The organism is Flavobacterium sp. Flavsp81 (assembly GCF_059491325.1).
Map to the genome: position 1 here is coordinate 4623656 of NZ_CP168505.1, position 15202 is coordinate 4638857.

Here is a 15202-nt window from a genome sequence, read left to right on the forward strand (position 1 = left end):
GGATTAGAATGTAATTTAATGTAGCGAATGTTAAAAATGACTACGAATTAAAAGAATAATTCAACTAAAATTCAAATATGGCAAACATGTTTTTTTAGTAACTTAATATATCTAAGTTGTAGCTGTTTCCAGATTGTAAATGTCTAAATCTGAGTTCTGAATTTATGTCTTGTTGGTATATTGGATTTTTAGGCTTAGTTGTTCCTTTAAAAGTTTTACTTGAAAAAATCAAACCTCGATATTGAATATTGACAGATGGATTATTAAGCATTCTCTTTGCAGTTCCACAAATATATTTTCCTAATTCATAATTAGCTCGTATCTGCTTAATTGCACCTGTTGGGTTTGTTGTTTTTAACTCTATAATAAAAATATAAAGAGAGTCTGTTTTCGGGTAAATTATTATATGGTCAGAAACACTACATAATTCAGGAATTGAAGTTTCGAAAAACGGAAAATTATTTTTCCAATCTTTAATTTTTTTGTCAGGTTGCAAGCATAAAAAATTACCGGTTTTATTTATCTTAACAGGTTTACTCGTGCTATCTTGTAATACAACATTTCCCCCTGTAAATGAATTTTTAAAGTCAGTTTTAATTATTTCTGATATTTTTTGAAATAGTATATTTGGCATTTTTTATTCAGGTTCAGAGTTGAAAAATATATCTTCAGAGCGTTCATTTAGCTCGTTGATAACGTTGTCAATAGTCTCAACTTCAAATCCTGTTTCTGAAACTTCAAGGATTGTTGATTTTCTTGTATTATAATGAAACAAAATAGCACCTACCTTTTGATATGTTAACAAAGTATCATCTTGATAATTGTATTTTTTAGCAAATTTAGGTTTGCTTTTAAGCATAATTAAGTTATTGAGTTCTCTTATAATATAATCACTATGAGTGCTTATTAAAACTTTAAATCCTTTATTTACTATTTTTGCAATTATTCTTGCGATAATTACTTGATTGTCTGGGTGAAGATTTAATTCAGGTTCATCAATAATTATGAAATCACCTTTAGTTGCTAGATGTCTAAAATATATAACTAAGTTAGATAAAGATTTTACAACGGAAGCGGTTAGATGAATCGGTAATTTTAAAGATTTTGCCTTGTCAGGTTTAAATTGAACGTCTCCCTCTTTAGAAATTAAAACTTGTCCCTTTAATATTTCCTTTTCTATTTCATCTGCAAAGTATCCAAATTCACTAATATTTTTCTTAAAATTATTTAAATCTTCAGATATTTCAAGACTATCCCTAACAGGTAATGGGTATCTTGTTGCACGTCTTTTTATTAAATCAAAAGGGTCATCATCTTTTCCTACATCTTTTAATTCTAGCAATTTATCAACTAAAACATTTCTTTTTAAAGATAGCTCTTTAGAGAAAATATTAATTGCAATTCTTTCTGCTGGTGCAATGTATGTTTTAGGGAAAATAAAGTCTATAAAAATATCAAATATTCTGTCTGCGATAAAATCAAGAAGAATAGCTGTGGGAATTTCGTGTTTATTTGTATTGTCTTTGTTTTCGTTTTCAATTAGAATACACGTTATTATAGAAGAATCTATTTCTTTTACTATTTTTACAGAAAAGCTATTTCTTATACCGATTTCCTGGCTAATTTTTTCAGCTAAGATTTTAGTTTTTAAATCTAAAAGTTCGCCAAGTTCAATTTTGATTTCAGTTTTAGTAAATGTATTATCATCCGATGCAAAAACCTTAGGAATTTGCTTAACATAACTTTTGCCAATAGCATTTAAATATGATGCATTATTTTCTGTCAAAAGGTCAATTATATCTAATTCTATTTGCCCTTTTTCTATAAGGTTTTTTATTTCTTCTGATACTTTTTTTGACTTTGGTAGTTCAGAACGAAATTTCATAAGTCCATATATCGCATAAGCTACGTATGTTTTACCTGTATTATTAGGCCCACAAAGAATAGTTAAGTCTTTGCCTAAGTCTAATTGAATATTTTTCACATAGCCAAGTTCTTTAATATCTACTTTCATTTTTTTGTCAAATATGTTTGTGTAAATTTAGTCTTTTTTAATGATATATTTCGTCTAGTAGTACTAACTACCACTGTTAGTCTCGTTTATTTTAGCATTACGCTTAACTTGTATATATACAAAACAAACCTTCGTCAATCTACCCAAAAATGAATGTAAACACAAAGGTTTGTTTCGTATTATTCTTTCAAAAATAATTAAAAAAGATTCCAATCGCTAAATAACTTTCTCACTGTAAATCATGTTTTAGAATTAAAGGTGAATTTTCTTTATGAAATCCTCAATATGCAAAGGTTTGTTTAAAAAATCAGTTACATAATTATTCTCGTTAATTCGTTTGATTTCATCAGGATCTAATGTAGATGAAAGGACATAAATCTGAATTTCTTTTTTAAAATTTTCACTTAATTTATCAAACTCTTTCAAAAAATCTAAACCATTCATTATAGGCATCTGAATATCCAGCAAAATAATTACAGGCAGATTTTCGTGATCGTGCAGCCACAGTAAACCCTCCCTGCCATTGTTGGTAATGTTTACTTCAATATCAAGAGATTTTCTTATCAGTTGTTTGATAACAATCTGATCGATAAGATTGTCTTCAATTAATAAAAATAGAGGTTTAAATTCCATAAGACCTTGGGATTGCTACAATAAATTTACTTCCTATATTATTTTCTGAGGACACATAAATGTTTCCTTTAATGTTTTCAACTGCTTCTTTTACAATGTATAATCCCAGCCCGGATCCTTTGTTTTTGTTTGTTCCAAAATACATTTCAAAAATATGATCTTTAAATTCATCTTTAATTCCAATTCCATTATCAGATATTTCAATTTTATAAAAATCATTGTCCAAATAGGTTTTAATGGATATAAACATTTGCTGTTTACTATTGTCAGCATATTTTATAGCGTTTGAAAGTAAATTCGAAATAATGATTTTCAGGCGTAAACTGTCACTTTGAATTTCATCTGCCAATAATTCTTTTGTAATCTCAATTTGACCGGCATTTTCAAAATGCATGAGTTGAGCTATAGCTTCATCAATTAGTTCGTGTAAGCTAACAGGTTCTATGATGATTTTTTTTCGTTTGTTTTTCGAATAATCAATAATGTCACCAATAAACTGATCTTGTCTGGCTAAACTTTCGTGCATTAAACCCAGATATTCCCTAATCTGATCGATATTATCTTCAGATTGAGTAATTTTTATCAGGCCTTTTAATGAGGTTATTGGAGATCTTAAATCATGTGAAGCACTGTAGACAAAACGGTCAAGCTCATGATTTGCCAGTATTAGGTTTTCATTTTTTATTTCGATTTCTTTTTTAGAAGCAATTAGGTGTTTTACCATTATTGAATAATAAAAACTAACACTGCAAATGATAATCAGAATGAAAAATACATTAGTAAAAATAAGCAAGTCTTTTATTTTGCGCGCTCCTTCGCCCAGTGTATTCGAAAAGTTACGTTCATTAATAGTAAGTTTATCGCTGATTGCACTAATATCCTTAAGAAATTTTTGTTGATCAGCTACAGTTAAAATATTATTTTTTATTTTAGTATTGATTTGTTGCCCTGTTTTAAATAAATTAAAAATTAATTTATCGGCCTGTTCCCATTCATCAATAGCTTTTGCAAAAAAAGAAACCTGTTTAAAATTAACAAATAACCAAATAATATCGTTTAAGTCTTCCTGATGGTTTCTACCCAGAAGCAGTGCTTTACGGGCAATTTTTTGATCTCCCCCTTTTAATAATGCTGCTCTTGCCATTCCATCACCTTGTGGAACCTTCAGTTCTTTCAGGTATAATTTCCATTGGTTTTCATCTTTAGTATATAGATATGTTATCAAATGACGAGAAGCATCTTTTTGACCTTTTGAATAATGTGATTCTCCGCTTATATAGGCTCTGTTTGCTGACAGGATTTTAATAGTGAAAAAATTGATACAAATTAGTAAGGCACAAGAAACAAAAACAATTAAAAGAATGAAAATATTTGTGAAACGTAATTTCTTATAAACCTGAAATTTAGTCATAGTTCTGAATTTACAGATTAATAATTTGATTCAAGTCTGGCCGTAAATCTTTTTTTGCAGGAAGAAGCTTCGTTGGTATTCCGGACATGGATATGTTGAGGGATTAAAGGATTGTTAATTAAATGTTTACTTTGAATTAAAATATACTTTATTCAAATTTAATAAAAAAAATAAGAATTTACTTTTATATTTTCTCTGTTTTATTACTGTTGATATGATTATAAAACTGATATTAATTTATATCTCATGAAAACAAAATCCCGACCTGAAGGAGTACGTACAGAATAATTTAAAGAATCTAAAATCTGCATTCTAAAAATCTAAAATTTCTAAAAAAAGTATATCTTTAACCAACCAAAAAACCAAAAATAATGCAGGAAAACAATCAGGAAAATTTTAAGAGAGAACTCGGATTACTAGACGGAACCATGCTTGTAGTAGGCTCTATGATTGGCTCCGGAATATTTATTGTGAGTGCCGATATTGCCAGACAAGTAGGTTCAGCAGGGTGGCTGACATTGATTTGGCTCATTTCAGGATTAATTACCATTATTGCCGCAGTGAGTTATGGCGAGTTGAGTGCTATGTTTCCAAAAGCAGGCGGGCAATATGTGTACTTGAAAGAAGCATACAACAAACTGATTGCCTTTTTATATGGCTGGAGCTTTTTTGCGGTAATCCAAACCGGAACGATTGCTGCCGTCGGTGTAGCTTTCTCAAAATTTGCAGCCTATCTTTATGAACCTCTGAGTGATGAAAATGTATTATTTGAATTAGGGGCTTTTAAACTTAACGGAGCTCAAATTGTATCGATTGTAACGATTGTTTTACTGACATACATTAATAGTAGGGGCGTAAAAAATGGAAAGATTTTACAAACAGTTCTTACAATTATTAAAATTTTATCCCTGTTGGGTTTAATCGTTTTTGGATTGACTCTTGCAGCAAAAGCATCGGTTTGGGATGCTAACTGGGCAGATGCCTGGACACCAAGATCATATAATACAGATAATGGTTCATGGCTTCCTATTAGCGGAAAGGCATTGATTACAGGAATTTCGGCAGCAATGGTAGGATCGTTATTCTCAAGTGATGCCTGGGTTGGTGTAACTTTTATTGCCGGAGAGATTAAAAATCCAAAACGTAATGTGGGTTTAAGTTTGTTTTTAGGAACTTTTATCGTGACCATTATTTATGTTTTGACAAATTTGATGTATTTGGCTGTAATTCCGTTAGACGAAATTGCGACAGCCAAATCGGATAGGGTAGCGGTAGTCGCTTCGCAATATATTTTTGGGGATATCGGCACTTTGGTTATCGCCATTATGATTATGATTTCGACTTTTGCCTGTAATAATGGTTTGATTATGGCTGGAGCAAGAGTATATTATACGATGGCAAACGATGGTTTGTTCTTTAAAAAAGCAGCAGTACTGAATAAATTCAGTGTACCTGCATGGGCTTTGTGGGCACAGTGTATTTGGGCTTCGGCTTTATGTCTGACAGGTAAATATGGTGATTTGCTGGATTTTGTTATTATTATTGTTTTGATTTTTTACATCTTGACAATCTACGGAATTTTTATTTTGCGTAAAAAAATGCCGGATGTCGAAAGACCTTATAAAGCCTTTGGATATCCATTTTTGCCATTACTCTATATTCTAATTGCTTCGGCGATTTGTATATCACTTCTTTTTACGAAATTCTCTACCTGTGGATGGGGAATTTTGATTATGCTGATCGGAATCCCGGTTTATTATCTGACGAAACCAAAAGAATAAAATTATAAACCCAAAAGCGCCTTATTTATAGTAAGGCGTTTTTTTATGGATTAAATTTCAAATATTATAATTCTATTAACACCGCAGAATTTAGCTTTCGTTTTAAATGAATTAATTTTGCACAATAGCAAATATTTACATGAAAGACTCCATTTCAATCTCCATATTAGAACTCGCCATTATTACACAAGATAGTAATGCGTCTGAAACTTTACAAAAAACAAAAGAAATAGCGCAGCTGGCAGACCGTTTAGAATATAAACGATTTTGGCTGGCTGAACATCATAATATGGCACATGTAGCAAGCTCGGCAACTGTAGTCCTGATTGGATATATTGCCAGTCAGACGCAAAACATACGAGTAGGTTCCGGCGGAATTATGCTTCCCAATCATTCACCTTTGATCGTTGCCGAACAATTTGGAACTCTTGAAACGCTTTATCCGGGCAGAATTGATTTAGGCTTAGGAAGAGCTCCGGGAACAGATCAGCCAACTGCCGAAGCTATCCGAAAAGATTTTTTTGAACAGGCACAAAGATTTCCGCAAAACGTGTCTAAGCTTCAGGATTATTTTTCAGAAGAAAATGCTGCTGCAAAAGTGCGGGCTTTTCCTGCCGAAGGAACAAAAGTTCCAATCTGGATTTTAGGATCAAGTATGGAAAGTGCCTCCTTAGCTGCTTCTTATGGTTATCCGTATGCTTTTGCAGGACATTTTGCACCTCGCCAGATGTTACAGGCATTTGAATTTTACAGGGATAATTTTCAGGCTTCTGCCGTTGCAGATAAACCAAAAACTATCGCATGTGTGAATATCATTGCTGCCGATACAAATGAAGAAGCCGAAAAATTGTCGACGAGTCTGTATCAAATGTTTCTGAATTTAATCAGGAATGATCGTAAAGGATTGCAGCCTCCGGTAGATAATTTGGATGATATTATGAGTGAAGAGGAGCGTTTTCATGTAAATCAGATGACAGCTTGTTCTTTTGTGGGAAGTAAAGAACAACTTATAATTGATTTAAAAGAGTTTATTAAATATTCTAAAATTGATGAACTCATGATAACAAGCCCTATTTTTGACCATCAGGCCAAATTAAAAAGTATCCGGCTTACAAAAGAAGTGATTGATGAACTAAACAAAAATTAATGTTGTTTAAATTTATAAAAAAAAAAGAGACTCAATTTGAGTCTCTTTTTTTTTTATAAATTTAATTTCCCTTCAACACCAATATCCGGGTTATTGCCAAATAATGCCGATCCGGCCATTTTGAGCAATGAAATTATTTTTCCGTCTTTCGTGTCCCAATAATAAGCATCTGAAGGTGTAACTTTTATAATAGTGACATTTGGGTCTCTTTGCCCTTCTTCAAACCAGGCATTGGCAATTGGTGTCCATAATTCATCTATCTTTTGCTGATCGTTGTATATTGTTGCATGACCATAGATAGAAATATATTGTGAACTAGAATTATTAGCAAAAAAAAGCTGAACCTGATCGTCTTTTAGAATTTCGAAATTCTTATTACTTGTCGCAGAACTAATAAACCATAAATTTCCCTGATCATCTACATCTTCAACACTCATTGGTCTTGATTGAATTGGAATCTTTGTTAATTCAGTACAAAAAATCCCTACATGTATATCTTTTACTAATTCAATCAATTTATTGACAGCTTCTTTATTATTTAAATTTTCGTTCATGACATATTTCTTTTAATTTAATCCAAATCAATTTTTTCTGCAGTCCAGTCAACAGCCAGCAAATAATCCTCTTTTTTGAATCCTTTAAATTCTCCGGGCATTATTTTATTAAAAACCTTCGTGAAATTGATCATTCTCTGACAATCAGTTACAATTGCCGCACGTGTCCATTTTGTAATGTTTTTGATGCTGAGTAATGCTTCATGCAGCCAGGCCCCTAAAGTAAAATCAGTAGGAGAATTGTCAAAAAAGAGTAAATAATTAAGCTTTTGAGTATCCTCAATTAAAAGTCTTACTTCTGAAGTAACAAAATCAACATCGCCTTTAATAATGTCTCCGGCAGTTTTGAAACCAATCATATTCGGTGGTAATTCTTTAATTTTTTCGATCATGACATTTTCATTTAGGAGGTTTAAAAATCATTTTTCACAAAATTATGCGAAACGTTGTTTTTAAGGTTATTTGAAAAGCTGATAATCTTACATAATTTCAATGTTTGGAATTAAATCGCTCCTTTTTGCTTTAAAAGACGGGTTCAGCATAACCTTAAGAATTCTTCTGAAAAAAAACACTAAATTAGCTATGCGTTTCATTATTAAATCAAAATTATGCTTAAAAGAATTTTAGCCGGTATCGGAATTGTCGTTATTATTATACTTGCTTTCAAATATTGTGAATTCAAAAAGGATGATGATTCTACGATTGATTATAATACCAATCTGATACAGCAGCAAATTTTGAATGTTGGAAAGTTAGTGGTTACCGAAGGACATTTTTCCGAAGTACTGACCTATAAAAATCAACAGAAATATTTGATGGACATGGTTTCTTTTGAGAAAAAAGCACTGATTGTCGTGAATGCAAATGTTACTGTGGCGTATGATTTACATAAAATGAAATACGATATTGATGAAAAAAGTAAAACAATTACAATTCTGAATATTCCAAAAGAAGAAATTACGATCAATCCCGATATTCAGTTTTATGATGTTGAACAAAGTAAACTAAATCCGTTTACGGGTGATGATTATAACAAAATAAACAAGTCCGTAAAGGCAAATCTGGCAAAGAAAATTGAAAAATCTTCACTAAAAACAAATGCTCAAAATAGATTAATCAGCGAATTGTCCAAGATTCTGATTTTGACAAATACAATGGGATGGAAATTACAATACAATGGAAAAACCATTGAATCTGATGTCGATTTTAATCAGGATTTGAAACTGTAGAAAAAAACATAAAACACGAATTCCACAAATTACCACAGATTGATTTAGTGTTAATTTGTGGAATTTGTGTTTAAAATGCCTTAACTTATCATTTAAAAAAAAAAAGGAATGTCAAGCTGAGTAGAGTTGAAACTATTTTTATGATGCTGAAGCTAACATTTCTCCTTGTCAAAAATCAAATCTAATCCGCCGGAAATTAAATGCGCTGTTTCAGGACGATTTATTTTCAATTGATCCAGGTAAACCAATACTTCGTGCAAAAACGGTGTCTCTTCTGAATCTTTCAAAAGTTCGGCAATTTCTACAGAAAGCAGCCAATCAGCAGGATGATCTTTTTTTAATTTTTCAAAAACAGCTTTTAGTTTTGATTTAGAATCTTTATTTTCCCTAATCATGCGTACGGTCTGATATAAAATTTCTAAAGCATCACGTTTGTCAGTATGTTTCGCTTTAATGGTTGTAGTCTTTGGAACTGTATTAATTAAGTCAAAACTATTTACATCGGCAGGTCCTGAAAATGCTGAAACGACTTTTTTTCCAATCGCCATATCGTAATTTCCCCACTCTGGCTGAAATAAAACTTCCTCACCATGAGTTACAGTACAATTCCTAAAACTGATTAAAATAATTTCCCCATGCAGATTTCTGGAACCTGTAATGATTTCACCTTCAACAATAATATTGCCTTCAAATTCTAATTTTACCGTTTCGTTTTCAACAATATTATAAGCTTGCAAGTCTTTTGGACTCATGTCTTCAATGGCTAAATTAAAACCTTTTAGTTTTCCGATCGGGCTTCCAAATCCTTCAGAATGTGTCAGGGTTCCATGACCGACTAATTCTTTTTCGCGATATGATAAAGCCGTTTTTCCTGTTGTCTGAATGTAAACAGGTTTTCCTTCTTCTTCAATTACTTTCGTAAAAATACCCGAAATCTGTAAACCCGTACTTAATTCAATTGTGCCTAAAGCATTAGAATGTATCAATTTATTAAGCCCCGAAAGACCTCCGGTACGCAAAGCCATTTTGTTGGCAAACTCTTCTAAAATCAAACTTAAATAAGAGAAATTTGGTGTTACATATAGTTGAGGCTGTAATTGTGTAATATCAAAATTTTGATTCGCCGCCGAGATATCATAAGGGATTTTCTTGACATTATCTGTCATGCACCAGGCACTTTCACCAATCGAAGAAAGTAATCCTGCACCATAAATTTTAGAATTTTCGACAGTTCCAATCAGGCCATATTCAACTGTCCACCAATGCAGGTTTCTAATTTGAGCCATTTCAGATAATTCACCCATATTATTTTGTAAATCGGCAACTGCTTTTTCAGCTTCATCAATTTTTTCCTGTGGTGTATCTTCTGCTTCTTTCAAAATCGAAAGTAGCCGAATCGCTTCATACATCTGATAATCTTTATGTGACGAAATCGCTTTACAGCCAATTTCTCCAAAACGGCGCAGGTATTCTGCATATTCGGGATTCGCAATAATAGGGGCATGACCGGCGCCTTCGTGAATGATATCCGGGGCGGGAGTATATTCGATATGCTCTAATTGCCTGATATCTGATGCGATAACCAAAACATTATAGGCCTGGAATTCCATAAAAGCGTTGGGCGGAATAAACCCATCAACAGCAACAGCAGCCCAGCCTATTTCAGTCAGAATTCGGTTCATGCCATACATGCTCGGAATCGAATCAATTTCGATTCCTGTTTTTCGCAAACCTTCTAAATAGGAATGGTGCGCAACTTTCGATAAATAATCTACATTTTTACGCATCACATAACGCCAAACCGCCTGATTAATTGGAGTATAATCGCTATAATCCTGAGGTTTTATAAATTGCTTTAAATGTTTTGGCAATCTTTCTAATAACGGATTTGTTTCAATAGTTGGATTCATATTCGAAATCGTTGTAGATTATAATGCGAATTTACGAATTTCAGGAGCTATTTCCTGCTATTCATTACAATCTTTTTATGAAAAATCTTTTTTTCTTGCACTTTTCATGAGCTTCCGCTGGTCCCTCCTGAAAAGCGGGAAAAAATAGTTTTTTCCAAAAAAGGATTTTCATTACTATCAGGGCTAAAAAAATATAGACAGACTGGTCTGTATTAATAATAAAAAAAACTATATTTATGAAAATTTTAAAATGATGCAACCCAAAGAAAGGATTTTAGAGCAGGCATTTACTTTGTTTCCTAAACAAGGTTACAATTCAACAGGGATTAATCAGATTATTGAAGAAGCAAAAGTAGCAAAGGCAAGTTTTTATCAGCACTTTAAATCGAAAGAGGATTTAGGAGTAGCCTTTTTAAATAAACGCCATTTATATTGGTTTGAAGAACTTCAAAAATTTACTTTAGATAAGGAAAACCCAAAAGAAAAAATAATTTCCTCGTTTGATTTTTTAATTTTTATGAACGGGAAAGAAAATTTCAGAGGCTGCAGTTTCCTCAATATTCTTTCAGAAATTCCTTCTGATAACGTCAAAATGTTAGAAGTTATTCAAAGTCATAAAAGAGATTTAAGGAATTATTTTTTAGATATCTTAAAAGAAATAACACTGGCAGATCATGTTTATTTACTTTTTGAAAGCTGTATTATTGAGAGTCAGCTTTTTAAATCCAACGAACTCATCGAACAATCAAAAATAATTCTTGAAACTTTAATTTTAGAATAATGGAACAGAAATTACCATTGCCGCCTTTTACTTTAGAAACGGCAATTCAAAAGATTCAAATGGCAGAAGATGCCTGGAACAGTAAGGATCCGGAACGTGTTTCAAAAGCTTATACGGCAGATAGTGAGTGGCGAAACCGCGATCAGTTTATAACCGGAAGAGAGGCTATTATTTCGTTTTTATCTCAAAAATGGAAAAAGGAATTGCATTATAAACTAAAAAAAGAGTATTGGGCACATACCGAAAATCGTATAGCGGTAAGATTTGAGTACGAATATCAAACATCTGAAGGCAGTTGGTTCAGAGCCTACGGTAACGAAAACTGGGAATTTGATGCTAACGGACTTATGCAAAAAAGGTTTGCCAGCATCAATGATATTCGGATTAGCGAATCAGACAGGAAATTGTTGTAAAGCAGAAAATAAACTATGAAAATAATGACCGTTTTTAACAATCATTATTTTCATAGTTTATTTTCTCCATTTTGCTTTCGTAATTTTCAATTTCTTTTTTAGTCATAGTGACTTCTTTCAAGTCGACTTTTAATTGTTTTTTACTGTCAGGACTTATCCATAATCCATTAAAATTTGCTCCGTCCTTCTTCAAAATCATAACGCCTGAAAACCCATACTCTACTAATACAAAGTGATTCTCATTCTTTTTATTTTGGGTAATGTCTAATTGTATCCAACTGCCGGATTTACCATATCGATACATTGATGTATACATTAAGTCAGCAGTACAAGGATTTTCTTCAGCTTTTATGTAAAATGTTACGGGTGTTTTTCCATCGACTGTACCTTTGTATAAACTGTTTTTTACAGATTGTGCATCAGCAAGGTTGAAAAAGAAAGTACATAATAAAAAGAGCAGAACTGATTTTTTCATATTAAATGAGATTTTTTGTAGGTTATGAGGCTTTTTGTTTGATTTAAAAGTAATCATATTTTGATATTGAAAGCAAATATTAATTTGTGCTGATTTGTTTATTTCTCCAAATTCCTGAAATATTCAATTTTATAATTAAACATATGCGCCATATTTGCTGCTCTGACTTTTGCTTCTTCGGCTAATTTTCCAATAAATAAAGAATCTATTGTTGAGGTGAAAATTTCCATCCAGCGATCAAAATGAGATTGGTTTACCGGTAATTGTTTGTGCGGAGGAAAAGGGCTTCCTGAATAAGTATGTTCCTCTAAAAGAATAGTCTGCCAAAAACGATACATTTTCTCCAGATGCTCAGGCCATCTTCCCATTATTTTTTCATTAAATATGGGACCAATTAAATCATCGTTCTGTACTTTTTCATAAAAAGTGTTTACTAAAATTTTAATGTCTTCAATGTTGGAAATATCTTGAGTTGTCATGTTTTTTATAATAAGATAATTACTTTTCTTAGTGAAGTTTTGCGAAAAACTTTGTGAATCTCTGTGAAAAAGCAATTACGCAAAGTTACACAAAGATTACACAGAGAATCTCAAAGTTAAAAACAAAAAAACAGAATTTGTTTTAGCCAATCAACTGCGTAAACAAATCCTGATTATCATTCAGATATTGAAATTCAAAACCATTTTTTGTCATATTCATTTTAATGGCAAGAATGTCTTTTTTGTTCTTTAATTCTAATCCCACAACAACTGAACCCATTTCACGACTGGTTTTCTTTGCAAATTGAAAATAAGTGATGTCGTCATCCGGCCCTAAAATATTATTAACGAATTCTTTTAAAGCACCGGGGCGCTGTGGAAACTGAATCATAAAATAATGCATTAATCCTTCGTAAAGCAAGGAGCGTTCTTTTATTTCGGCAGTTCTTTCAATATCGTTATTACTTCCGCTCACAACACAGACTACGGTTTTACCTTTTATTTTGTCTTTATAAAAATCTAAAGCTGCAATTGTCAAAGCTCCGGCGGGCTCTACAACCATGGCTTCTTCATTGTATAATCTCAAAATCGTGGTACAGACTTTTCCTTCGGGAACTAAAATAATATCATCAAGATTTTCCCGGCAGATTTCAAAAGTCATATCGCCAACTTGTTTTACGGCGGCTCCGTCAACAAATTTATCAATGGTTTTTAGTGCTGTATTTTTATTTTCCTGAATAGAATTTTTCATTGATGGAGCACCTTTTGGCTCAACACCAATAATTTTCGTATTCGGACTTAAATGTTTAAAAACTTCAGATAAACCGGAAGCGAGTCCTCCACCGCCAATCGGAACAAAAACATAATCTATAGGTTCTTTGCAACTGTCCAAAATTTCTAATCCAACAGTTCCCTGGCCTGCAATGACTTTTAAATCATCAAAAGGATGGATAAAAATTTTATGGTTTTTTATAGCATCTGCGGTAGCCGAGGCATAAGCATCATCAAAAGTATCTCCCGTAAGAACAATTTCAACAAATGATTTTCCGAATAATTGCACTTGTTTTACTTTCTGCTTTGGAGTTGTTTTTGGCATATAAATTTTGCCTTTTATATGAAGCAAGTTGCAGGAATAAGCTACGCCCTGCGCATGATTTCCGGCGCTGGCACATACAATTTCTGTTGTTTTTTCAGCATCGGTTAACGAAGAGATTTTATTGTAAGCTCCCCTGATTTTATACGAACGGACAATTTGTAAATCTTCTCTTTTTAATAAAATAGTCGATTTGAATTCATCTGAAAGATTCAGGTTTTGTGTGAGAGGAGTAGCGGCAACTACATTTTCGAGTTGCTTTCTTGCTGCAATTACTTCGTTAAATAGATTCATAATGTTTGTTTTTGCCACGAATTACACAAATTTGCTCTAATTTTTTTATTTAAAAGCAAAAAAATAATTTGTGTTAATTCGTGGCTGTTTTTTAATTATTCATTAAATAAAAAAAACCTCCCGATTTGGGAGGTTTAATAAATTGTATTTGTTTACTTATTTATACAATACCCCGCCATTATTGCTGAATTACAATAATGCTAATTGCGATGCTGCTGTTATTTAAGTTTATCATTTGTTGTTGATTGAAAGCAAATGTATTGATTATTTTTTGAAGTAGTCGACAACTATTTTAAGTTTTATAAAAAAGCTGAAAACTGATACGGAACTATTTTTTAACCGGCGGATATTGCGCTAAAATTTTGCTTACAAATTCGGCTACTTTTTCATCTTTTTTATCAACGTTTTTAGTCAGGTTTCCAATTCCTTCACCCTGCCAGATCATTTCTTTCTTTTTGGCATCAATCAGATCAATATATAAAGTTCCTTCAGTAGAAGTAGAAACCATAGGCTGCGCTCCGTACATCATATAAGGATTCCATCCCCATCCCCAACCGTAACCCCAACCGGCACTAAATTGGTTTACATTTACCTGCTCTCTCGATTTGGTAAAAATATTTACTAATAAATCAGGGTTTTCGCTTTTGGTAAACCCTTTAGCCTGCATTTCAGTATCTATTGCATGCAGAATACGTCTTTTATCCAAATCAGATATTTCGACCTTATCAATTCCGGGCTTAAAAAAAGCATAAGTCTTATAAGATGCAAAATCTACGTTTTTATCATAATCAGAATAAACACTGACACTACTGCATGAAGTTAGTATTAAAAGCAAAAAAATCGGAACTAATTTGAATGTTTTCATATTTTAAAATTTATGTTTTGTTTAATATGTTTGTTGTTCGTCTGGCTGAACAGAATCAACTCCCATTTTGTTTATTAGCCTTCGACTTCGCTCAGGATGACATTAAGTCTTATTAAAACCTTA

Annotated in this window: 16 protein-coding genes; 5 read left to right on the forward strand and 11 right to left on the reverse strand. The window is 32.2% G+C overall.

Translation table 11 applies throughout. From position 1 onward, the window contains the following. Window positions 1-94: 94 nt before the first annotated feature. The 4 genes from ACEN92_RS19420 to ACEN92_RS19435 form a co-directional block, all read right to left on the reverse strand. Window positions 95-634: a hypothetical protein gene (locus ACEN92_RS19420; protein WP_495639967.1), complete on the reverse strand. Its 540-nt coding sequence runs from the start codon at window positions 632-634 to the stop codon at window positions 95-97. Between the two features lie 3 nt (window positions 635-637). Continuing rightward, a complete protein-coding gene (locus ACEN92_RS19425; RefSeq protein ID WP_495639968.1) occupies window positions 638-2014 on the reverse strand; it encodes an AAA family ATPase in 1377 nt (458 codons plus the stop codon). A 252-nt stretch (window positions 2015-2266) separates the two neighbouring features. Next, window positions 2267-2647, reverse strand: coding sequence for a response regulator (locus ACEN92_RS19430; RefSeq protein ID WP_495639969.1), 381 nt, complete (start codon window positions 2645-2647; stop codon window positions 2267-2269). Next, on the reverse strand, window positions 2637-4058 hold the full coding sequence (locus ACEN92_RS19435) for a sensor histidine kinase (RefSeq protein WP_495639970.1): 1422 nt from the start codon (window positions 4056-4058) through the stop codon (window positions 2637-2639). The genes ACEN92_RS19430 and ACEN92_RS19435 overlap by 11 nt, the downstream gene beginning before the upstream one ends. A gap of 371 nt (window positions 4059-4429) precedes the next feature. Here ACEN92_RS19435 and ACEN92_RS19440 point away from each other — a divergent pair, with 371 nt between their 5' ends. Then, complete coding sequence (locus ACEN92_RS19440; protein ID WP_495639971.1) at window positions 4430-5839, forward strand: APC family permease; 1410 nt, start codon at window positions 4430-4432, stop codon at window positions 5837-5839. 139 nt (window positions 5840-5978) lie between these two features. Next, a complete protein-coding gene (locus ACEN92_RS19445; protein ID WP_495639972.1) occupies window positions 5979-6986 on the forward strand; it encodes an LLM class flavin-dependent oxidoreductase in 1008 nt (335 codons plus the stop codon). A 53-nt stretch (window positions 6987-7039) separates the two neighbouring features. On the opposite strand, the gene ACEN92_RS19450 is transcribed toward ACEN92_RS19445, so the two are convergent. Both ACEN92_RS19450 and ACEN92_RS19455 read right to left on the reverse strand, forming a co-directional pair. After that, window positions 7040-7540: a pyridoxamine 5'-phosphate oxidase family protein gene (locus tag ACEN92_RS19450; RefSeq protein ID WP_495639973.1), complete on the reverse strand. Its 501-nt coding sequence runs from the start codon at window positions 7538-7540 to the stop codon at window positions 7040-7042. A 17-nt stretch (window positions 7541-7557) separates the two neighbouring features. Continuing rightward, on the reverse strand, window positions 7558-7932 hold the full coding sequence (locus ACEN92_RS19455; RefSeq protein ID WP_495639974.1) for a SpoIIAA family protein: 375 nt from the start codon (window positions 7930-7932) through the stop codon (window positions 7558-7560). Window positions 7933-8148: 216 nt separating this feature from the next. Here ACEN92_RS19455 and ACEN92_RS19460 point away from each other — a divergent pair, with 216 nt between their 5' ends. After that, window positions 8149-8769 carry a DUF4230 domain-containing protein gene (locus ACEN92_RS19460; RefSeq protein WP_495639975.1) on the forward strand — a complete coding sequence of 207 codons (621 nt, stop codon included), beginning with the start codon at window positions 8149-8151 and terminating at the stop codon, window positions 8767-8769. A 152-nt stretch (window positions 8770-8921) separates the two neighbouring features. Here the strand turns inward: ACEN92_RS19460 and ACEN92_RS19465 are convergent, their stop codons facing one another. Further along, on the reverse strand, window positions 8922-10679 hold the full coding sequence (locus tag ACEN92_RS19465) for an aromatic amino acid hydroxylase (RefSeq protein ID WP_495639976.1): 1758 nt from the start codon (window positions 10677-10679) through the stop codon (window positions 8922-8924). 253 nt (window positions 10680-10932) lie between these two features. On the opposite strand from ACEN92_RS19465, the gene ACEN92_RS19470 reads away from it, so the two are divergent. Both ACEN92_RS19470 and ACEN92_RS19475 read left to right on the forward strand, forming a co-directional pair. Then, window positions 10933-11460, forward strand: coding sequence for a TetR/AcrR family transcriptional regulator (locus ACEN92_RS19470; protein ID WP_495642364.1), 528 nt, complete (start codon window positions 10933-10935; stop codon window positions 11458-11460). Further along, complete coding sequence (locus ACEN92_RS19475) at window positions 11460-11873, forward strand: DUF1348 family protein (RefSeq protein WP_495639977.1); 414 nt, start codon at window positions 11460-11462, stop codon at window positions 11871-11873. The genes ACEN92_RS19470 and ACEN92_RS19475 overlap by 1 nt, the downstream gene beginning before the upstream one ends. A gap of 34 nt (window positions 11874-11907) precedes the next feature. Here the strand turns inward: ACEN92_RS19475 and ACEN92_RS19480 are convergent, their stop codons facing one another. The 4 genes from ACEN92_RS19480 to ACEN92_RS19495 form a co-directional block, all read right to left on the reverse strand. Further along, on the reverse strand, window positions 11908-12348 hold the full coding sequence (locus tag ACEN92_RS19480) for a hypothetical protein (RefSeq protein ID WP_495639978.1): 441 nt from the start codon (window positions 12346-12348) through the stop codon (window positions 11908-11910). Window positions 12349-12446: 98 nt separating this feature from the next. Next, the gene (locus ACEN92_RS19485) at window positions 12447-12827 is read right to left on the reverse strand and encodes a group III truncated hemoglobin (protein ID WP_495639979.1); all 381 of its coding nucleotides are present in this window, start codon (window positions 12825-12827) and stop codon (window positions 12447-12449) included. A gap of 142 nt (window positions 12828-12969) precedes the next feature. Continuing rightward, the gene (gene ilvA / locus ACEN92_RS19490; protein ID WP_495639980.1) at window positions 12970-14214 is read right to left on the reverse strand and encodes a threonine ammonia-lyase IlvA; all 1245 of its coding nucleotides are present in this window, start codon (window positions 14212-14214) and stop codon (window positions 12970-12972) included. A gap of 328 nt (window positions 14215-14542) precedes the next feature. Further along, window positions 14543-15079: a DUF4136 domain-containing protein gene (locus ACEN92_RS19495; RefSeq protein WP_495639981.1), complete on the reverse strand. Its 537-nt coding sequence runs from the start codon at window positions 15077-15079 to the stop codon at window positions 14543-14545. Between the last annotated feature and the right edge of the window lie 123 nt (window positions 15080-15202).